The organism is Caulobacter sp. 05T431 (genome assembly GCF_056665975.1).
On sequence record NZ_JBFTKU010000002.1, the window covers coordinates 288,001 to 307,630 of the forward strand.

The 19,630-nt window shown below is 70.7% G+C and carries 16 protein-coding genes and 1 pseudogene; 6 read left to right on the forward strand and 11 right to left on the reverse strand.

The features are described from left to right. Window positions 1–48: 48 nt before the first annotated feature. From AC1U89_RS03130 to AC1U89_RS03140, 3 genes are all read left to right on the forward strand, one after another. On the forward strand, window positions 49–1,269 hold the full coding sequence (locus AC1U89_RS03130) for an acetyl-CoA acetyltransferase (RefSeq protein WP_479898215.1): 1,221 nt from the start codon (window positions 49–51) through the stop codon (window positions 1,267–1,269). Beyond that, a complete protein-coding gene (locus tag AC1U89_RS03135; RefSeq protein ID WP_479898216.1) occupies window positions 1,269–2,054 on the forward strand; it encodes a DUF1295 domain-containing protein in 786 nt (261 codons plus the stop codon). Before AC1U89_RS03130 ends, AC1U89_RS03135 begins: the two co-directional genes overlap by 1 nt. 64 nt (window positions 2,055–2,118) lie before the next feature. Beyond that, window positions 2,119–3,027, forward strand: a complete 909-nt coding sequence (locus AC1U89_RS03140) for a hypothetical protein (RefSeq protein ID WP_479898217.1) — start codon at window positions 2,119–2,121, stop codon at window positions 3,025–3,027. On the opposite strand, the gene AC1U89_RS03145 is transcribed toward AC1U89_RS03140, so the two are convergent. Beyond that, a complete protein-coding gene (locus AC1U89_RS03145; RefSeq protein WP_479898218.1) occupies window positions 3,024–4,475 on the reverse strand; it encodes a carotenoid oxygenase family protein in 1,452 nt (483 codons plus the stop codon). The two genes, AC1U89_RS03140 and AC1U89_RS03145, sit on opposite strands and share 4 nt — an antisense overlap. 160 nt (window positions 4,476–4,635) lie before the next feature. On the opposite strand from AC1U89_RS03145, the gene AC1U89_RS03150 reads away from it, so the two are divergent. Further along, window positions 4,636–6,648, forward strand: coding sequence for a TonB-dependent receptor (locus AC1U89_RS03150; protein WP_479898219.1), 2,013 nt, complete (start codon window positions 4,636–4,638; stop codon window positions 6,646–6,648). Window positions 6,649–6,821: 173 nt separating this feature from the next. Here AC1U89_RS03150 and AC1U89_RS03155 read toward each other — a convergent pair whose 3' ends face one another. After that, window positions 6,822–7,925 (reverse strand): L,D-transpeptidase family protein, encoded by a 1,104-nt coding sequence (locus tag AC1U89_RS03155; protein ID WP_479898220.1) that lies wholly within the window; start codon window positions 7,923–7,925, stop codon window positions 6,822–6,824. 92 nt (window positions 7,926–8,017) lie between these two features. Between AC1U89_RS03155 and AC1U89_RS03160 the strand changes: the two genes are divergently transcribed. Both AC1U89_RS03160 and AC1U89_RS03165 read left to right on the forward strand, forming a co-directional pair. Beyond that, on the forward strand, window positions 8,018–9,178 hold the full coding sequence (locus AC1U89_RS03160) for a M15 family metallopeptidase (RefSeq protein WP_479898221.1): 1,161 nt from the start codon (window positions 8,018–8,020) through the stop codon (window positions 9,176–9,178). A 55-nt stretch (window positions 9,179–9,233) separates the two neighbouring features. After that, a complete protein-coding gene (locus AC1U89_RS03165) occupies window positions 9,234–9,917 on the forward strand; it encodes an arylesterase (protein WP_479898222.1) in 684 nt (227 codons plus the stop codon). Here AC1U89_RS03165 and AC1U89_RS03170 read toward each other — a convergent pair. From AC1U89_RS03170 to AC1U89_RS03210, 9 genes and pseudogenes are all read right to left on the reverse strand, one after another. Continuing rightward, a complete protein-coding gene (locus tag AC1U89_RS03170; protein ID WP_479898224.1) occupies window positions 9,910–11,019 on the reverse strand; it encodes a YeiH family protein in 1,110 nt (369 codons plus the stop codon). The two genes, AC1U89_RS03165 and AC1U89_RS03170, sit on opposite strands and share 8 nt — an antisense overlap. A 132-nt stretch (window positions 11,020–11,151) precedes the next feature. Further along, on the reverse strand, window positions 11,152–14,268 hold the full coding sequence (locus tag AC1U89_RS03175; protein WP_479898225.1) for an efflux RND transporter permease subunit: 3,117 nt from the start codon (window positions 14,266–14,268) through the stop codon (window positions 11,152–11,154). Between the two features lie 9 nt (window positions 14,269–14,277). Then, window positions 14,278–15,351, reverse strand: a complete 1,074-nt coding sequence (locus AC1U89_RS03180) for an efflux RND transporter periplasmic adaptor subunit (protein WP_479898226.1) — start codon at window positions 15,349–15,351, stop codon at window positions 14,278–14,280. A 143-nt stretch (window positions 15,352–15,494) separates the two neighbouring features. After that, the gene (locus AC1U89_RS03185) at window positions 15,495–15,932 is read right to left on the reverse strand and encodes a hypothetical protein (protein WP_479898227.1); all 438 of its coding nucleotides are present in this window, start codon (window positions 15,930–15,932) and stop codon (window positions 15,495–15,497) included. Between the two features lie 162 nt (window positions 15,933–16,094). Continuing rightward, window positions 16,095–16,451, reverse strand: a complete 357-nt coding sequence (locus AC1U89_RS03190; RefSeq protein ID WP_029913614.1) for a hypothetical protein — start codon at window positions 16,449–16,451, stop codon at window positions 16,095–16,097. 180 nt (window positions 16,452–16,631) lie between these two features. Continuing rightward, on the reverse strand, window positions 16,632–16,964 hold the full coding sequence (locus AC1U89_RS03195) for a hypothetical protein (RefSeq protein ID WP_479898229.1): 333 nt from the start codon (window positions 16,962–16,964) through the stop codon (window positions 16,632–16,634). 184 nt (window positions 16,965–17,148) lie between these two features. Then, a pseudogene (locus AC1U89_RS03200) lies at window positions 17,149–17,349 on the reverse strand (helix-turn-helix domain-containing protein); the annotation flags it as partial. Window positions 17,350–17,390: 41 nt separating this feature from the next. After that, window positions 17,391–18,407, reverse strand: coding sequence for an L-glyceraldehyde 3-phosphate reductase (gene mgrA, locus AC1U89_RS03205; RefSeq protein ID WP_479898356.1), 1,017 nt, complete (start codon window positions 18,405–18,407; stop codon window positions 17,391–17,393). Between the two features lie 158 nt (window positions 18,408–18,565). Then, window positions 18,566–19,594 (reverse strand): glycoside hydrolase family 5 protein, encoded by a 1,029-nt coding sequence (locus AC1U89_RS03210; protein WP_479898230.1) that lies wholly within the window; start codon window positions 19,592–19,594, stop codon window positions 18,566–18,568. Between the last annotated feature and the right edge of the window lie 36 nt (window positions 19,595–19,630).

Here is a 19,630-nt window from a genome sequence, read left to right on the forward strand (position 1 = left end):
GACTAAGCCGGGGCACATCGGCGCGTGAGCGAGTGGGAGGGAAAGGCCATGGTCTACATCCTGGGCGGCTGGCAGAGCGACTATTCGGCCAACTGGGCGCGGCAGGGCATGGACCTGGCGGACGCCTTCGCCGAGGCGGTGGGCCAGGGCCTGGCCGCCGTCGACCTGGACCCCGCGGACATCGAGACCGGCCATGTCGGCAATTTCGCCGGCGAGCTGTTCGCCGGGCAGGGCCTCTTGGGCGGCTTCTTCGGCCAGGTGCATCCGGCCCTGGACGGCCTGCCGACCGCGCGACACGAGGCGGCCTGCGCCTCGGGCAGCGTGGCGATCCTGGCGGCGACCGCCGAGATCGAGGCCGGCCGCTACGACCTGGCCTGCGTGGTCGGGATCGAGCAGATGCGCAACGTCGCCGGCCAGGTCGCCGCCGAGAACCTGGGCTCGGCCGCGTGGGTCGGCCACGAGTTCCAGGACGCTCGCTTCCTGTGGCCGCGCGCCTTCTCCGACCTGGCCGACGAGTACGACCGCCGCCACGGCCTGAAGTACGAGCACCTGATGGCGATCGCCGAGAACAACTTCACCAATGCTCGCCGCAACCCCGACGCCCAGACCCGCGACTGGCGGTTCGGGCCCGGGGCCTTCACCGCCGACGACGTGGCCAATCCCGTGGTCGAGGGCCGCACGCGCAAGCAGGACTGCGGCCAGGTCACCGACGGCACGGCGGTGGTGTTCCTGGCCTCGGAGCGCCGGGCCAAGGCCTACGCCTTCCTGCGCGGCGTGCCGCTGGAGAGCCTGCCGCGCATCAAGGGCTGGGGCCATCGCTCGGCCCCGATCAGTTACGCGCGCAAGGTCGAGGCCAGCCGCGACCAGCCCTACGTCTTCCCGCAGGTGCGCCGCGCGATCGAGGACGCCCGGGCGCGAGCCGGAATCACCGACGTCGCCCAGATCGACGCCGCCGAGGTCCACGACTGCTTCACCGCCACCGAATACATGGCCATTGACCATCTGGGCCTGACCGCGCCGGGCGAGAGCTGGAAGGCGGTCGAGGACGGCTCGATCGCGATCGGCGGCCGCCTGCCGGTCAACCCCTCCGGCGGCCTGATCGGCGCCGGCCATCCGGTGGGCGCCACCGGCGTGCGCATGGCCCTGGACGCCTTCAAGCAGGTGACCGGCGCGGCCGGCGACTGCCAGGTCGAGGGGGCCAGGACGGTGCAGACCCTGAACATCGGCGGCTCGACCACCACGACGGTGAGCCTGGTGGTGGGTCTTTGATGCCCCTCGTGACGCTGCTCCTGGTCAACGCCGCCGTTTCCGCCGTCGCTTTCGTCGCCCTGTGGCTGATCGGGCTTCGCCTGAAGGACGTCAGCTTCGTCGACGCCTGGTGGGGCGTGGGCATGGCGCTGATCGCCTGGACGACGCTGGCCCAGTCCGGGCCCACGCCGCACGGCGTGCTGCTGACCGCCCTCTGCACCGTCTGGGCCGCGCGGCTGGGCGGCTACCTGCTGTGGCGCTGGCGCCGGCAGGGTCCGGACCGGCGCTATGTCACGATGATGCACTACGCCGAGACCCAGCGCGGCTGGGGCTTCGCCAAGGCCTCGGCCCTGCTGGTGTTCGCCCTGCAATACGCGCTGCAGTTCGTGGTGGCCCTGCCGGTGCAGCTGGGCCAGCCGATCGCCGCGCCGCTGGGCGGGCTGGCGATCGCCGGGACGGTGCTGGCCCTGGTCGGGATCGGCTTCGAAACCGTGGGCGACTGGCAGCTGGTCCGCTTCAAGGCCGACCCCGCCAACGCCGGCAAGGTGCTGGACACGGGCCTGTGGCGCTACACCCGCCATCCGAACTATTTCGGCGACGCCTGCGTCTGGTGGGGTCTCTACCTGATCGCCGCCGAGACGGGCCTGGGCGCCTGGGCCCTGCCGGGGCCGGTGCTGATCACCGTGCTGCTGACCCGCTGGAGCGGCGTGCCGACGGTGGAGGGGCGCATGCGCCGCAAGCGGCCGGACTACGAGGCCTATGTCGCCCGCACCTCGGGCTTCGTCCCGTGGTTCCCTAAGGCCTGAACCGCCGCTGTACTTTGGCGCGCGTCCGCGTAACCTTCGATTGAAAAATCAGGGAGATCGCGTCATGCGTAAGCGTCCAGTCGTCTTGGCGGTCGTCGCCGCGTCGATCCTGTTCGCGCCCCAGGCGCTGGTCCCCCAGGCCCAGGCCTTCGGCACCATCCGCGCCTTCGGCCAGAACGCCGAGCACGAGCGGATCACCCGCAGCGGCCTGGGCGGTTTCGGCTTCGGTCCGGACTCGATGAGCGAGATCGCCGGCAAGAACGGCACCTGGGGCGCGGTCGGGGCGCCCGACAATCCGACGCGAGGCCTGGGCGGCAGCAAGGCCGCCCACTGCGACGGCGGCGACTTCTTCAGCCCCGGTTCCTACGCCCAGAGCGCGGCCACGGCGCGCGGCATCCTCACCTCGTGCCGGACCTACATCTACAACAACATCGAGGCCGCGGTGGCCGACGCCGCCGGCCTGGTGAAGCCGAACCTGGCGCTGGACAGCACCAGCATCTCCGGCGGCTGCAACTACAACGGCGTCAAGGGCCGGGCCAAGTGCAACGTGTTCGAGGACCTGGGCATGGCTTTCCACGCCGGCCAGGACTTCTATTCGCACACCAACTGGATCGACGCGCCGCGCGCCACGCCCACGATCGCCAACCCCCAGGGGCTGAACAACACCGCGCCCGCGCCCTGGCTGTCGCCGGGCGGGGCCGCGTTCCCGGCCGGCCTGATCAGCGGCTGCTACGACGGCTTCCCGGAGTGGCTGCACTGCGGCGGGCGCATCAAGCACGCGGTGCTGAACAAGGACACCGCCGGCGCCGAGCGCGGCGCGGGCGGCGCCTACACCCGCGCCATGAACGTCGCCGCCCAGGACACGCGGAACAAGTGGGCCTATTTCGAAAGCCGCCTGATCGCGGTTTACGGCGCCCCGCGCGGGAACAAGATGATCTGCGTGCTGAAGCGGGACAATCCGGGAAGCTGCTAGCGGCCCAGGGCGGCGCGCCCCGCCCAGACCGCGTGCGTGCCGCTGCTGATCTTGTGGGGCAGGGCGATGCGGCAGGTCGGCTGCATGGTCTTGGCGTCGACCACCAGGCACTCCGAGGTCCCGCGGTTCTCGTCGATGATGAAGCTGACCAGGTAGCCGTCGTCTTCGTCGACCGCGCCCACGCGCGGCGCGAACGGGGCCTCGCTGGCGTAGCGGCCGGGCTCCAGCGGCAGGGTCCAGCTGACGCCGGTCTCCAGGTCGTGCTTGACGAAGCCGTTGAACAGGAACCAGCCCGGCTTGGCGGTGGTGGAATAGGCGTAGCGATAGGGCCGCCCGGCATAGGCCTGGTTGAACATGCCGAACTCCAGGACGCGGTCGTCCAGCCGCTGCTCGACGGTCTCGCCGGTGACCAGGTTGAAGCGCCAGCGGTGCAGCTTGGGCCGGAAGCTGTGCTCGTCCAGATAGGCCATCAGGTGGCCGTGGCCCTCGGGCGCGTCCTCCAGCGGGCGCGGGGTGGGGTTCTCCTGGAAGTAGCCGTCCAGCACGATCTCGTCGCCGTCCTCGTAGGCGTTGAGCCAGTGCAGGACGTAGGTCGGCGCGGCCTCGAACCAGCGGACCTCGCCGCCGTGGCGCGGCACGATGCCGAACCGCGACGGCACGCCCTTGTGCAGGCGCACGGCGTGGATGTCGCGCTCCAGCAGGGCCTGGTCCCAGAACACCGGCAGGTCGTTGAGGATCGAATAGTTCGCCGTGAACGCCATGTCGTGCGGCAGGCGCGGGCCGGGCAGATCGATGGCCTGGTAGACCGTGCGCCGGCCCGAGGCGTCGACCACGCCGTAGTGCATGTAGGGCGCGTGCTTGGAGTAGTTGAAGAACATCAGCTCGCCGGTCGCCTCGTCCACCTTGGGGTGGGCCGAGACGCCGTCCAGCGGCGCCCAGGCGGCCACGCCCAGGTTCTCCAGGGTCAGGGGATCCAGGCGATAGGCCTCGCCGCACTGGTAGAAGGTGGCGATCGCCTCGCCGCGATGGACCAGGATGTCGGTGCTGGCGGTGTCCTTCAGGCTTCCGTGTGCGCCGAAGCCGGGGCGCTTGGACGTGCCGGGGCCGTCGGCGAGACCGCCCCACAGGCTCTCCCCCGCCTCCTGCTCAGCCTCGAAGCCGCGGGTGCGGATGAAGCGGTTGCGGTAGCTGGCGGTCCCGTCCTTGAACTCAATCTGGTGCACCATGCCGTCGCCGTCGAACGGGTGGTAGCGGCCCAGCGGCTGGTGGACGGGGTTCTCGGTGTTGCGCAGATAGACACCGTCCAGGTCGGTCGGGATCGCGCCCTCCAGCACCTCCAGGTCGACCGCGTCGACCTCTTCGTGCAGCGGCGTCCAGGCCCCGGTCATGTAGGGGTGGTTGGTCGGCTGGAGCGAGGTGCGGACCGGCGGCAGGCGATCAATCTTCATGGCGGGCTCTCGGCCTTCCCTGGGGGCGTCTGGGCGCGAGCTTAGGAATGTAAGTCTCGTTGTGCAAGCGACTGAAAAGGGATTGCGCCGACGCGAGGCGCCGTTCTTTCGTCACGCCGGCGGTCCAGCTGATACAAGACGCCGCCGAGTGAGATTGACCATGCCCCTGGACGCCCCGCCCGCCGCCGAAGCGCCTTACGTCGAACAGGTGATCGTCACCGCCGCCCGCTTGCCGCCGGCCGCCGCCGAGGCGGCCTTCTCATCGGTGCATCTTTCGGAGCGCGACCTGGCCCGGACCCAGCGGGTGGACGAGGCGGTCATGCAGACGCCCGGCGTCTCGCTGTTCCGCCGCACCTCCAGCCTGTCGGCTAATCCGACCACCCAGGGGATCAGCCTGCGGGCCATCGCCCCGTCGGGCGCGGGACGGGCCCTGGTCACCCTGGACGGCGTGCCGCTGAACGACCCGTTCGGCGGCTGGGTGATCTGGTCGCAGCTGGCGCCGGAGTCGCTGGGCGGCGTGGACATCGTGCGCGGGGCCGGGGCAGGGCCCTACGGGGCCGGCGCCCTGACCGGCGTCATCGACCTGAAGGAGCGCGACGCGGGCATCGCCGGCGACGTCTCGATCGGCGAGCTGGGCAGCCAGCGCGCCTCGGCCGCCGCCACCTCGACCTTCGGGCGGTTCGAGTTCACGGGCGCGGCGCTCTACGACAAGTCCGACGGCTACGTGCCGGCGCGCGGACCCCAGGGGGGCGCGGCCGACACCAAGGCCGACCTGGAGGCCAAGAGCATCGCCGGCCGCATCGACATGGCCACGGGCCTGGGCCTGCTGTCGCTGCGCGGCGGCTTCTTCGAGGAGGACCGTGGGGCGGGCCTGGCCGGAGCGCGGGCCAACGCCTCGGGCAACGTGTTCAGCGCCACCCTGGTGAGGGCCCCGCGCGGCGAGGCCTTGGGCTGGAAGCTGCAGGCCTGGCGGCGGACCAGCGACCTGTTCAACAGCTCGGTGTCGGTGGCCGCCGACCGCTCGTCCACCACGCCCGCCAACAGCCAGGACAAGACCCCGGCCACCGGCTGGGGCCTGAACGGCGCCCTGCGCAAGAAGGTCGGCGGGCTTGAATGGGAGCTGGGCGCCGACGCCCGCCTGAACGACGGCGAGGAGCGCGAGCGCTACAGCTATTCAGGCGGGACCTACACCCGCAGCCGCGTGGCGGGCGGCAAGACCTCGGTGGTCGGGGCCTATGCCGACGGCTCGTGGACGACCGGTCCGTGGCTGGTGGCCGGCGGCCTGCGGCTGGACCACTGGGAGACCACCGACGGCTTCCGCGTCGAGCGCAACGCCCTGACCGGGGCGGTGCTGCTGGATCAGCGTCCAGCCGACCGCGACGGCGAGGTGGTCAGCGGCCGCCTGGGCGTGACGCGCGACCTGGGCCACGACGTGACGGCGCGCGTGGCCGGCTACACCGGCTTCCGCCCGGCCAGCCTGAACGAGCTCTATCGCCCGTTCCGGGTGGGCAACGACGTCACCGAGGCCAATGCGGGCCTCAAGCCCGAGCGGCTGGAGGGCCTGGAGGCCGGCCTCTCGCGCAAGGGCGCCAAGAGCCTGATCGAGGCCACGGCCTTCTGGAACCGGATCGACGACCCGATCGTCAACGTCACCCTGGGCGTGGGGCCGGGGACCTTCCCGATCGGCGGCTTCATCCCGGCCGGCGGCGTGCTGCGCCAGCGCCAGAACGCCGGGACCATCGACGCCTTCGGACTGGAGGGGCGGGCCCAGCGCAAGGTCGGTGTCGTGACCCTGAGCTCGGCCCTGTCGGTCACCGACGCGCGGCTGGACGGCGGCTCGGCGGCGCCTCAGCTGACCGGCAAGCGCCCGGCCCAGGCCCCGATCTGGAGCGCCACGGCGGGCCTGTCGGCCGACCTGACCGAGACCCTGGTCCTGGCCACGGACCTGACCTGGGAGGGCAAGCGGTTCGAGGATGACCTTAACAGCCGCGTGCTCGATCCGGCCTGGCGCCTGGACGCGCGGCTGGACTGGCGGGTGAAGCCGCTGGTGACGGCGTATGTGGCGGGCGACAATCTGCTGGACGCGGATATCCAGACGTCGCGGACGGCCGATGGGGTGCCGGGTTATGCGGCGCCGAGGATTGTTCGCGTGGGGTTGAGGGTGGCGATCTGACTTGGGGAAACCTTCTCCCATAGGGAGAAGGAGGGGCCCGCGCCGCAGGCGTGGGAGGATGAGGGGTTACACCCTCGACCGGCGTGCCGGCACGCCGTCAGCCGTCCCTAACCCCTCACCCTCCCACCGCTTCGCGACGGGCCCCTCCCTCTCCCTCTGGGAGAGGGTTCAAATCACCGCACCGGCTTGCCGTGGAACGTCACCTTCGCCCCCTTCTGCACCGCCGCCCCCAACTCCGCAGCGTCCCAGTTGGTCAGCCGCACGCAGCCGTGCGACGCCCGCTTGTTGACCAGGCGGGGATCGGGCGTGCCGTGGATGCCGTAGGTGTCCTTCGTCAGGTCGATCCAGGTGGAGCCCACCGGATTGTTCGGCCCGGCCTTGATGGTCAGCTTGCCCGTCGGCTTGCCGAAGGTCAGGCGGGTGGGGTCGTAGGTGTAGGTCGGGCGCGGGGCCACGGTGTTGACCGCCCATTCGCCGACCGGGGCCGGGCGCTCGGTGCTGCCCACCGTGGCCGGATAGACCGCCAGCAGCCTGTCGCCGTCGGCATAGGCCTTCAGCGTGCCCTTGGCGTTGTCGATCTCGATGCGGGTGACCTTGCCGTCCAGACCGTCGGGACCCAGGGCGGCGACGACGATCGTGGTCCCGGCCTTGGTGAAGTCGACGCCCGGATTGAGGGCCTGCAGCAGCGGCTCGTCCATGTGGAACTTTTCGGCCAGCAGCTCCAGCGGCGAGCCGTAGCCGAGGGCCGGCAGCTTGGCCATCGCCTCGTAGTCGTCCTTGGGGATGTCGGTCGTGAACGGGCCGGCCACGTCCTCGGCGGTGATCACATAGTCGGTCAGGGCGGGGTTGGCGTCGGCGACCAGGGCGTCCCAGACCGCCGGGCTCAGCTTGCCGTCGACAGTCAGGCGATGGGCCTCCTGGAAGGCGCTGAGGGCGAGGGTCAGGTTGCCGCCTTCCTGCCCGTCGATGACGCCGGGCGAGAAGTGGGCGCGGTCCAGCAGCACCTGGGCGCGGGTCAGATAGGCCTTCTTGGCCTCCGGCGTCGTGGCGGCGGGATCGAAGGCGGCGGCGTTCACGGCCTGGGCCAGGGGCGAGGGGGCGGCCGGGGCCGGGGCGGGCGGGGCGGCGACCAGCGGCGGCGGGGTCTGCGGCGCGGGCGCGGGTGCGGCGGGCTTCGACGCGGCCGGCTTCTGCTGTTGCGGCGCGGGATCGGAACAGGCGGTGGTGGCCGCCAGGCAGCCGAGCAACAGGACGACGGGACGCAGGGTCGAGGGCATGCAAAAACTCCGAGGCGGGAACGCCTTGCCCCTCTCAAGCCTTGAGCCATGGCGAAGTTCCACTGCGGCCCCGTTGGGGGCGGGAGCCCCGATTGAAGATTCTGCGTCGGCTGATCTGGGTGTTGGGCGGACTGGCCGTGCTGGTCGCGCTCTTCGTCGCGTGGGTGATGTGGCCCAGCCATCGTCCGGCGCCGGCCATGCCGCCGCCGTCGGTCTCGGCCGCGCGCGAGCCCCTGCAATACGAGCCGCCGACCTACCTGCCGTCCAACGATCCGCCCGCCGGCCCGAGCTTCGCGCCGATCGGCGGGACGCCCGAGGCCTGCGACGTCGGCGGCGTCTCGGCCAGCGCCGCCCCGGTCAACGCCGCCTCGCTGACCACCCTGACCTGGACGCCGTTCGGCCGTCCCGAGACCGGCTGGGAGATCTACGCCCCGCGCGTCGCCCACGAAATCCAGACGACCTGCGCGCCCGGTTCGCCCCGCTTCGCCGACGCCCTGGCGCGCTGGCAGGGCGGCCATGGCCTGAAGTCGACCGGGACCTTCGATCCGGAGACCTTCCAGGCGATGCTGGTGCGCTGGCACCGGGCCCGGCCGTTCGTGAAGGTCAACGGCGAGGGGATCTGCCCCGGCGCGCCGGCCGTGAGCCTGCTGTCCACGGCCAGCCCTCAGGAAAGCTACGGCGGCAAGACCGTCCAGCTGCGGCCGGGCGCCCTGGACGCCTATCGCCGGATGGTGGCCGAGGCCAAGGCGGCGGGCGTGGCCCGCGACCCGCGCGCCCTGACTATCTTCTCCGGCTTCCGCGATCCGCTGGCCGACGCCGCCCGCTGCGCCCGCGACAACAACTGCCAGGGCGTGTCGCGCACCATCTGCTCGGCCCACCGGACGGGCCTGGCCCTGGACATGTTCATCGCCGCCGCGCCGGGCTTCGGGCCGGACTCCAGCGCCGACGCCAACCGCCTGGCGATGGCCCGGTCGGACCTCTATCGCTGGCTGGTGGCCAACGCCGCGCGGTTCGGCTTCGTCAACTACGCCTTCGAGCCCTGGCACTGGGAGTGGACGGGCGAGCCGATGCTGCCGGGCGTGCCGATCAACAGCCTGCCGCTGGCGGGCTCGGGCCGTCCAGGCGACCCGCTGCTGACGCCGCCTCCCGCGCCGGCCCCGCCGGCCCCCGCGGCCGCGGCGCCCAAGCCGCCGCCGAAAGCGCCTTCGCCGTCCAAGACCCCCAAACAGGGCGCGGCGAAACCCCGGTCATGAAACCTCCCGAATTCGTGGACATTGTCTGGACGACAGCCAGCGTACACAGGGAGTCATGAGCTTCACCGCACCGCGTTTGCCCGATCGCCGCGCGTTCCTGGCCGGCCTGCTGCTGGCTGGCCCGGCCGTCGCCGCGCCCCGGACCCAGCTCAGGCCGCCGCCCAGGCCGCCCGTCGTGACGGTGCTGGGCGACTCCATCACCTCGGGATTGGGCGTTCCGGCCCAGGCCGCCATGCCGGCCCAACTGCAGGCGGCCCTGACCCGCATGGGCGTGGTCGCCCAGGTGCGGGCCGCGGGCGTGGCGGGCGACACCAGCGGCGGCGGCCTGGCGCGGGTCAACCGCAGCGTCCCGTCGGACACCGCCCTGTGCGTCGTGGCCCTGGGCGGCAACGACCTGCTGCAGGGGATCGAGCCCCGGGTGACCAAGGCCAATCTGCGCGCCATCCTGCAGAGCCTGCGGGATCGGCGGATCGGGGTGGTGCTGGTCGGGGTCGGCGCCCCGACCCTGTTCGGCCAGGCCTATGCGCGCGAGTTCAACGCCGTCTATCCGGCCCTGGCGCGGGAGTTCTCGGCGCCGCTCTATCCCAACATCCTGGCCGGGGTGGGCGGCTCGCGGCAGCTGATGCAGGGCGACGGCATCCATCCCAACGCGGCGGGGGCGCGGGTCATCGGCGACAAGCTGGCGGTGGTGGTGGCCCAGGCGCTGTGGTCCATGCGGACGCAGACCGTGGCTAGGTGAAGAACTCCACCGCCACCAGCACCACGCCGGCGATCCACACCGTCTCGAACACCATCAGGGCCACGGGCCGCCAGCCGGCGGTCATCAGGTCCTTGAACGAGGTCTTCATGCCCAGGCCCGCGATGGCCGTGACCAGGCACCAGCGCGAGACCTCGTTGGCCGCGTCGGTGACGGGCTTGGCCAGCCAGCCCAGGCTGTTGATGACCACCAGGGCCGCGAAGCCGATCAGGAACAGCGGCACGGTCGGCTTGGCGCCGCCGGCCGCGCCTGGACCCATGCGCGAAACCACGAACGCGATGGTGAAGACCACCGGCAGCAGCATGGTCACCCGCAAGAGCTTCACATAGGTGGCCACGTCGCCGGTGTGGGGCGAGATCATGTAGCCGGCCCCGACCACCTGGGCGACGTCGTGGATCGTGCCGCCCAGGAAAACGCCCGCCCGGGTGTGGTCCAGGTGCAGGGCCGCCGTCAGCAGCGGGTAGGTGATCATCGCGATGGTCGACAGGGCCGTGACCGTGACGACCGCCAGGATGGTGTCGCGCTCGGCGTCCTTGCCGCGCGGCAGGACCGAGGCGATCGCCAGGGCCGCCGAGGCGCCGCAGATGCCGACCGCCCCGCCCGACAGCACGCCGAAGCTGGAACGCAGGCCCATGCGCTTGGCCAGGAAGGCGCCCAGGGCGATGGTCGAGCCGATGCCGACGATGACCATGACGATCGGGGTCAGGCCCAGGCCCAGGATCTGGCTGGCGGTGATCCGCGCGCCCAGCAGGGCGACGCCGAAACGCAGGACGGCCTTGGACGAGAACTCGATGCCGGGGATGCAGCGGCCTTCCTGGTGCAGGAAGTGGAAGGTCATGCCGAACAGCAGGGCGAACAGCATGACCGGCGCGCCGTAGTGCTGGGCCAGCCATTGCGAGGCCAGGGCGATGGTCACCGCCACCAGCACGCCGGGATAGAGTTTCAGCAGGGCCGCCTGGCCGGGGAAGCCGGCTTTGGCCTTCGCCGCGACGGTCGGTTCGTGGCCGGTCAGGCCCTCCATGCCCTCGAGCGACTGGAAGAGCGCGTGGGCGGCGGCCGTGTCGGTTTCGAGATCGGAATTCATCGTCTGGCCCTGGGCCGGTGAGTCGCGCCGGCTGCCTGGATCGAGACCCGATGGGGGCGGTGCTGGCAAGAAAAAACCCCCTCGCCACGAACGACGAGGGGGTTGGTTTCAGCGCGGCCGCGCCGGCGGGGTCTAAAGTTCCCGCCCGCCGCCGCCGAAGACCGGGTCCTGGTGGGCCGAAGGCTGGCCGGCGTGGTCGGGCGCCCGCTTCTGGTGCCGGAACAGGTGACCGGTGACGCCGCTCGCCCAGTTCTTGATCTTGTCCATGAAGATGAAGACCACGGGGATGTAGAGCAGCGACAGGAAGGTCGAGGTGATCAGGCCGCCGATCACGGCGATCGCCATCGGGGCTCGGAACTCCACGTCGGCCCCGAACCCCACGGCCACGGGCATCATGCCCGCGCCCATCGCGACCGTGGTCATGATGATCGGCCGGGCCCGCTTGTGGGCCGCGTCCAGCAGGGCCTCGCGCCGGCTCATGCCGCCCTTGATCGCCATGATCGCGTACTCGACCAGCAGGATCGAGTTCTTCGCGGCGATGCCCATCAGCATCAGGATGCCGATCAGGGTCGACAGCGAGAAGCTGGAATGGACCAGCAGCAGCAGGGCGAAGGCGCCGCCGATGGCCAGGGGCAGAGCGGCCATGATGGTCACCGGGTGGGCGAAGCTGCGGAACAGCAGCACCAGCACCACGTACATCAGCAGGATGCCGGTCACGAGGGCGGCGACGAAGCCGGCGACCATCTCCTGGATGAACTCGATGTCGCCGGCCGGAGCTTCGCCGACGCCGGTGGGCAGGTTCTTGACCGACGGCAGGGCGTGCACCCGCTTGGCGGCCTCGCCCACGACGATGCCGTTCAGCTCGGCGGTGATGGTGGCGATGCGCGAGCGGTCCTGGCGATCGATCTGCGAGGGGCCGGCGCCGTAGCGGATGTCGGCCACCGCGTTCAGGGGCACGGCCGTGCCGCCGGCGGTCGGCACCTTCAGCGTCTCCAGCACCGCCTGGTCCTCACGGGCGTCCTGCGCCAGGCGCAGTCGGATCGGCACCTGGCGGTCGCCCAGATTGTACTTGGGCAGGGACTGGTCGATGTCGCCGATGGTGGCCACGCGCACGGCCTGGGAGATCGCCCCGGCCGAGACGCCGGCGCGGGCGGCCTGGTCGGGCTTGGGCGTCACCACGATCTCCGGGCGGGCGATCGAGGCGGTGTTGACGACGTGGGACAGGCCCGGGACGCCGCGCATCTCGGCCTCGACCTTGCGGGCGGCGGCCTCGAGCAGGGGACCGTTGTCGCTGATCAGGCTGAGCGAATAGACGCCGCCGGCGCTGGGGCCGTTGTTGTTCGATCCGGCCCCGATCCGCGCGCCGGGGATGGCGGCGAACTGATCGACCATCTGCCGGCTGAAATCCTTCTGGCTGATGCGCTTGTGCTTGTCGATCAGGTTGGCGGTGATGCTGGCCTTGTTGACGCCGCCGTCGCCGCCGGTGTCGGCGTAGACGCTGGTGACCTCGGGTCGGGCCAGTAGTTCGCGCGTGACCTGCTGGGCCACCGCGTCGGTGTCGTCCAGCGTCGAGCCGGGCGGCAGCTCGATGGAGAAGGGCGCGCGGCCCTGATCCATCTGAGGCTGGAACTCGAGCGGCAGCTTGGTGGCCAGGAAGATCGAGACCGCGAACACCGGGATGCCCATCAGCAGCACCAGCCACTTGTGGTTCAGCGCCCAGTTCAGGCTCTTCAGATAGGGACCCATCCACGGCGGATCCTGGTCGGGCTTGTGGTGCGCCTTGAGCAGGTAGGCGCCCATCAGCGGCGTCAGCATCCGCGCCACCAGCAGCGAGAACAGCACCGAGACGCAGGCGGCCAGGGCGAAGGCCTTGAAGAACTGGCCGATGATGCCGGGCATGAAGCCCACGGGCGCGAACACCGCCACGATGGTGAAGGTGGTGGCCACCACGGCCAGGCCGATCTCGTCGGCGGCTTCTATGGCCGCGTCGTAGGGGGATTTCCCGCCGCGCATGTGGCGGACGATATTCTCGATCTCGACGATGGCGTCGTCGACCAGGATGCCGACGGTCAGCGACAGGGCCAGCAGGGTGATGCCGTTCAGCGACTCGCCCATCGGCGCCAGCAGCGCGAAGGTCGGCAGCAGCGACAGCGGGATGGCGATGGCCGCCAGCAGGGTGGCGCGCAGGTCGCGCAGGAACAGCAGCACCACCAGCACCGCCAGCACCGCGCCCACGATCAGCGCTTCCATCGAGGCCACGTAGCTGTGCTCGATGTAGCGGACGTTCGAGGTGATCTCCTCGATCTGGACGTCCGGATGGGCCTTCTGCAGGGTGGCGATGGCCTTGCGGACCTTTTCGGCGGTCTGCACCTCGCTGGCGCCGCGCGAACGGACCATGCCGAAGGTCACGACCTCCTGGTCGTTGAAGCGGGCGCGGGTGCGCGGTTCGTCCCAGTGGTCCTCGACCGTGCCCAGGTCGCCCAGCCGCACCGTGCCGCCGCTCGACAGCGGGATGCGGGTCTCGCGCAGCTTGTCCAGGCTGTCGGCGGCGCCCAGGGTGCGTATGGCGCGTTCGGAGCCGCCCAGGGTGACGCGGCCGCCGGGTAGGTCGGCGTTGACCCCCACCAGCGACTGGCTCACCTGAGCGGCGGTGACGCCGCGAGCCGCCAGTCGATCGGGGTCGAGGGCGACCTGGATTTCGCGGCTGACCCCGCCGCTGCGATTGACCTTGCCCACGCCCTTGATGGCCAGCAGGGCGCGCGCGACATCGTTGTCGACGAACCAGCTCAGCTCCTCGGGCGTCTTGGTCGCGCCGCGCACGACGTAGGTGATCAGCGAGCCGCCGGACACGTCGATGCGGGTGACGATCGGCTCCTGCATGTCCTGCGGCAGGGCCGAACGGAGGTTGGACATGGCGTTGCGGACGTCGTTGGTGACCCGCTCGTGGTCGACCCCCAGCTCGAACTCGATGAAGGTGGTCGAGGCGCCGTCGACGACGGTCGAGTTGATGTGGCGCACGCTGCCCAGGCCCGCGATCTGGTCCTCGATCAGGCGCGTGACCTGGGTCTCGAGCTCGCTGGGCGCGGCGCCGGGGCGCACGGCCGTGACCACCACGAAGGGCAGGTCGACGTCCGGGTTGTTGTTGATCCGCATGTTCTTGAAACCGATGACCCCGAACAGGGTCAGCAGCAGGAACAGCAGGATGACGGGGATCGGGTTCTTGATCGCCCAGCGTGAGATGTTGTTCATCGCGGCACCCTAGCGCTTGGCCGGGGCGGCGACACGGACGCGGTCGCCTTCGCCCAGGAAGCCGGCGCCCTGCACGACCACGCGCTCGCCCTCGGCCAGGCCGGTGGTGGCCGTGCTGCCGGCGGTGCGGGCCACGATCTGGACGCGGCGGAAGTGGGCGCGGTTCTGGGCGTCGACCACGAACACGCCGGCGTTGTTCTCGCGATACAGCAGGGCGGCGGTCGGCACGGTCGCCGCCGGCTGGGCGCCGGCGTTGATCTGCGTGCGGGCGAACATGCCGGGGCGGAACCCGCCCATCGACGACAGGGCCACCCGGGCCACGCCCAGGCGGCTGGCCGGATCGACCTCGGAATTGACCAGTCGCACGCTGCCGCTGACCGTGCCCACCTGTTCGGAGGTGATCTGGGCGGGCATGCCCGCGCGGACCAGGGCCAGGTCGGTCTCGGGGATCTCGGCGTTCAGCTCCAGGCGGCCGTCCCGGACGATGCGGAACAGCTCGCTGCCCATCGAGACGATCTGGCCCTTGGTGACGCTGCGCTTGCTGATCAGGCCCGAGACCGGGGCGCGGATCGAGGCCTGGGCGACGCGGGCGGCGATCTCGCCGCGGGCGGCGACGGCCGACGACACCTGAGCGGCGGCCGTCTGCTGGCGGGCCGTGGCGGTGTCCAGGGCGGAGGCGGAGAGGTAGCCCTTCTGCTGCAGCTCGCGCGAGCGGCGCAGGGCGGCCTCGGCCTCAGCCAGGGTGGCTTTGGCGCTGGTGACCGAGGCTTCGGCCTGACCCAGCTGGGCGCGCAGGACTGTGTCGTTCAGCTGGACCAGGACCTGGCCCTGCCGGACCATCTGGCCTTCCTCGACATTGACGGCCACGGCGGTGAGGCCGCCGGTCTCGGCGCCGACGGGCACCTCTTCCCAGGCCGACACGGTGCCCGAGGCGTTGATCGTGCGCGGCAGGGCCTGGGTGACGACCGGGGCGACGCCGACGGTCTGGCTGGCCGCCTGGGAGGGCTTGGACGTCGTCTTGGCCTTGGCCTTGTCGCCATGGTCGCACGCGGACAGCCCCAGGGCGCCGATGCAGAGCACCACGGGTAACGCAGTCGAACGCAGGCCGCGTTGTTTGATCCGTTGATGCACGACCACCTCAGCTCCGATTGTTTGAACAGCCAGGAGCCTTCTAACCGAGAAACGCCGTTCACCGGATTAAATGATCGTAAGGCGACGCCTGGAGGTCAGGCCAGGCCGTCCGGGCGCGGCTTTTCCCGTCGGCCGGCGTTCCAGGCGCCGACGAGAAGGGCGCCCATCACCAGATAACTGAGCAGGCTGCCGGCCACGTAGTAGGCGCGGGGGATGATCTGCTTGTCGATCGCGGCGGCCAGATGGACCAGGGCGGCGACGCCCTGGAAGGCCGCGGCGGCCATGGTCCACCAGCGGTCGGCGGTGAGGGCCAGGTACAGCAGGACCAGCAGCAGCAGGACGTCGACCGCCAGCACGCCGCCCTGGGCGCCGAGGGTCTGGGTGTCGTCCTGGACGAGGGGGCTGGCGAACCAGGCGGCGGCCATCGCCGCGGCGGCGACCCGCTCGACCCAGCGTCCGCGCCAGACGGCGAGCCCGCAACAGGTCAGCAGCACGGCGAGGCTGAACAGCTGGTCGAGGGTCTGGACGTACATCTGGGGCGTTTCTTGGCGAGGTCCGGCGGCGCGTCGGACCGCCAGCTTAACCTGATCCGGGATCGAAGCCGATCCGGCTAGAACGATCCCGCAGTTCGCGGGCCCGATCACATGTGGGGGTGCATGATCGGGCCCGCGGCGCGAGGCCTGAGGGGGGAGGGTTCAGGCGACTTCGCGCGCGGTCGGCACCGCCCGCAGGCTGCCGATCAGGCTGGGGGGCGGCTTCTTGCCGCCGCCGCCGAAGGAAACGGCCGAGAGGCCGATGTCGTGCTGGGCCTTGCTGAGGCCCTGGTGGGTTTCGAGGATGTTCTGGCGGGCCACGCCCAGGGCGCGCATCGTCTCGATCGCGCTGATCAGGGCGTCCTGGCCGACCATCACCGACAGGTTCGCGGCTTCCCGCGAGGCCGGCATCAGGGTGGTCAGGGCGGCGGTGCTGGCGATGGCCGCGTCGATCGCCTTCTCGGCGGCGAACAGGGCTTCGGCCACGGCTTCGGCGGCGTGACGGCGTTCCTTGAGCATGACGGTTCTCCTCGCGCCGCCGCAGGACGGCGCGTCATCTGGGGTGGAGGTGTGGAGAGCGCTCGGGAGCGGAGGGCTAGAACAGACCCCGAAGGGCGTGCAGGCCAGCCAGCAGGGAACCGAACGCGAAGGCGGTCGCGAGCATCATGGCGGCGATCAGGGCCAGCCGTTGGCCGATGGTCAGGTCATTGGGGCCTCCCCAATTTCCGAACGGCCGAAGCTCTCGTCCATCAGGGCGCCGGCCACGCAGAGGATCTCCCTCAGCACCATTTCCGGCGGCTTGAAATTGGCCTGCTTCCGCGTCGCGCTGACCAGGTCCGACGCCATCAGGGCGCTCTGGGCGGTCGCCGCCAGGCTGGCGAGCTGACGTTCCAGCTCGGACCAGGTGAAGGCCGGCACCCGCTCGTCCTGCGAGTTCAGGGTCGGCCACGCCTTGTGGAAGTTCAGGGCGTCGCGGCGCAGGCTCAGCGCCTGGTCGATCGCGTCCTTCTGGGAGTCCGTGAGTGGCGGCACGTGCTGTTCCTTCCTCGGTGTCGCGGTCCGCGGCGGGGAGCCGCGCGGCCTCGACGGGAGATGTGTAGGAAGGATGAGCAGGGGGCGGGGGAGGGGCTAGTCCCGTCGCGTCGGACCCCGACGCGATCGGAGGGGGGGCGGCCCCCGCCGAAGCCTGGTTCCGGGGCGAGAGCAGCCGCGCCGCCTCGTAGCGGTCGGCGGCGCCCAGGCGGCGGCGCGCCTTGTCCAGGTGCCAGTCGACGGTGTGCTTGGACAGGCCGAGACGACGGGCGATCTCCTTGGAGCTGAGATGCTCGTCCACGAGGCGCAGGCAATCGCGCTCACGCGGCGTCAGTCGGTCCATACCGCTCACTGTCCGGTCCAAGCCGTCGGCCCCCGAGTTCATGGGCTGATTGTATTCCGAAACCACTCTACCGCAAGGTGCGGTCAGCCCTTGGGCAGGTCCGCGGCCGCGAGGTTAGACGAAATCTTCCACAGATCGATGGCGCCCTCGGTGGCGTGGCGGTCGATTTCCGCCAGCTCCTCGGCCGTGAAGCCCAGGGTGTCCAGCGCGGCCAGCGAGTCCTCCAGCTGGGCCACGGTGCGTGCGCCGATCAGGGCCGAGGTGACGCGCGGGTCGCGCAGCACCCAGGCCAGGGCCATCTGGGCCAGGCTCTGGCCGCGGGCCTTGGCGATCTCGTTCAGGGCCTGGATGCGGGCGATGTTGTCGTCGCTCAGCAGATGGCCGCCCAGCGAGCCGGCCTTGGCCGCGCGGGAGTCTTGCGGCACGCCGCCCAGGTACTTGTTGGTCAGCATGCCCTGGGCCAGGGGCGAGAAGGCGATGCAGCCCACGCCCAGGTCCTCCAGGGTGTCCAGCAGGCTGTCCTCGATCCAGCGGTTCAGCATCGAATAGGACGGCTGGTGGATCAGCAGGGGCACGCCCTCGCTCTTGAGGATGGCGTGGGCCTGGCGGGTCAGCTCGGGCGAGTAGGACGAGATCCCGACGTACAGCGCCTTGCCCTGCCGGTGCAGGTGGGCCAGGGCGCCCATGGTCTCCTCCAGCGGCGTCGTGGGGTCGACCCGGTGCGAGTAGAAGATGTCGACATAGTCCAGGCCCATGCGCTTGAGGCTCTGGTCGCAGCTGGCGATCAGGTACTTGCGCGAGCCGCCGATCCCGCCGTACGGCCCCGGCCACATGTCCCAGCCGGCCTTGGTCGAGATCACCAGCTCGTCGCGGTGGGCGGCGAAGTCGGTCGCCATGACCTTGCCGAAGTTCTCCTCGGCCGAGCCGTAGGGCGGGCCGTAGTTGTTGGCCAGGTCGAAGTGGGTGACGCCCAGGTCGAAGGCGCGGCGCAGGATGGCGCGGCCGGTCTCGAACACGTCGGCGCCGCCGAAGTTCTGCCACAGCCCCAGCGAGATCGCCGGCAGGTCCAGGCCGCTGCGGCCGGTGCGGCGATAGGGCATGGCGTCATAGCGGGTGTCGGCGGCGACGTAGGGCTTCTGCACGGGGAGGGTCCTGGGGAGGGGATACGGAAGCGGGATGGATGGCGCGAAACGGGGTTCTTGTCATCCGTCACGACCGTTGTCGCGCCCCGCGCTTTCCGGGATGACAACGTTAGTGGTTATTTCGGAACCAGCGCGTCGTGGATCGGCGCCACCCAGGCGTCGGCCTTGATGTCGTAGGCGATGAAGTCGCTGTCGAACTGCCAGTAGGCCCAGGCCCAGCCGCGCGCTTCGGCCTCGCGGGCGGCGGCGGCGGTGTAGGCGGCGCGCGAGGCCATGTCGCCCTTGTCGTAGGCGCCGAACTCGCCCATCAGCATCGGTCGGCGGTTGGCCTTGGCCCAGGCCTGGACGCCGTCGAAGTCGGCCTTCATCCGCGCGCGCTCTGCCGGCGTCCCCCAGGTGACGCCGGTCTTGGGCGTGTCGGGATTCCACGACGCGCCCTGGTGGGTGAACTCCATGGGCAGGTAGTAGTGGACGGTGGCGATCAGGTGCCGGTCGCCCTCCGGCAGCTTCAGCTGGGGCAGGTGGCTGATGTTGTTCCAGAAGGCCGGGCCGACGATCACGTTGCGGGTCGGGTTGGAGGCGCGGACCACCGGCAGCAGCTCGGCGATCCAGCTGTTCCAGAGGTCGTCGGTCAGGCCCTTGTTCGGCTCGTTCAGCAGCTCGAACACCACCTTGTCGGGCGCGTCCTTGTAGCGTTCGCCGACCTGTTTCCAGAAGGCGATCAGCTTGGGCTTGCAGGTGGCCGGATCATTGCCGCAGTCGCCGAAATTGTGCTCGTCCAGGATGACGGTCAGCTTCTGGTCCAGGGCGGCCTTGACCGCCTGGTCCAGGGTGGCCAGCCAGGCCGGGTCCAGCCGGTTGTCGGCGTCCATGTGCGAGAAGGCGTGCAGGTTCAGCCGCACCGCGTCGAAGCCGCCGTCCTTGATGACCTTGAAGTGGCGCATCTGGAAGCGGGCCTTGGCCGGGTCCTTCCAGATCGGGTCGTAGCCCAGGACGTTGATCCCGCGAGTCATCGCCTTGACCTGGTCCTGGGCCGAGATCTCGCGCGCATTGGCCGGCGTCGCGGCCAGGGCGGACAGGAGGGCGCAGGCGGTCAGGGCGCCCACGGTCAGGGCTTGGGCTCGGGCCTTGAGGGACTTGGACATGACGTTTCCTCGAGCCTCTGCGGGCTTTCACGTGAC

Bases quoted from the DNA above. Each gene is read 5' to 3' on its own strand.
- AC1U89_RS03130 (WP_479898215.1), top strand. From the start codon at position 49: ATGGTCTACATCCTGGGCGGCTGGCAGAGCGACTATTCGGCCAACTGG.
- AC1U89_RS03135 (WP_479898216.1), top strand. From the start codon at position 1,269: ATGCCCCTCGTGACGCTGCTCCTGGTCAACGCCGCCGTTTCCGCCGTC.
- AC1U89_RS03140 (WP_479898217.1), top strand. From the start codon at position 2,119: ATGCGTAAGCGTCCAGTCGTCTTGGCGGTCGTCGCCGCGTCGATCCTG.
- AC1U89_RS03145 (WP_479898218.1), bottom strand. From the start codon at position 4,475: ATGAAGATTGATCGCCTGCCGCCGGTCCGCACCTCGCTCCAGCCGACC.
- AC1U89_RS03150 (WP_479898219.1), top strand. From the start codon at position 4,636: ATGCCCCTGGACGCCCCGCCCGCCGCCGAAGCGCCTTACGTCGAACAG.
- AC1U89_RS03155 (WP_479898220.1), bottom strand. From the start codon at position 7,925: ATGCCCTCGACCCTGCGTCCCGTCGTCCTGTTGCTCGGCTGCCTGGCG.
- AC1U89_RS03165 (WP_479898222.1), top strand. From the start codon at position 9,234: ATGAGCTTCACCGCACCGCGTTTGCCCGATCGCCGCGCGTTCCTGGCC.
- AC1U89_RS03170 (WP_479898224.1), bottom strand. From the start codon at position 11,019: ATGAATTCCGATCTCGAAACCGACACGGCCGCCGCCCACGCGCTCTTC.
- AC1U89_RS03175 (WP_479898225.1), bottom strand. From the start codon at position 14,268: ATGAACAACATCTCACGCTGGGCGATCAAGAACCCGATCCCCGTCATC.
- AC1U89_RS03185 (WP_479898227.1), bottom strand. From the start codon at position 15,932: ATGTACGTCCAGACCCTCGACCAGCTGTTCAGCCTCGCCGTGCTGCTG.
- AC1U89_RS03190 (WP_029913614.1), bottom strand. From the start codon at position 16,451: ATGCTCAAGGAACGCCGTCACGCCGCCGAAGCCGTGGCCGAAGCCCTG.
- mgrA (WP_479898356.1), bottom strand. From the start codon at position 18,407: ATGCCCTATCGCCGCACCGGCCGCAGCGGCCTGGACCTGCCGGCGATC.
- AC1U89_RS03210 (WP_479898230.1), bottom strand. From the start codon at position 19,594: ATGTCCAAGTCCCTCAAGGCCCGAGCCCAAGCCCTGACCGTGGGCGCC.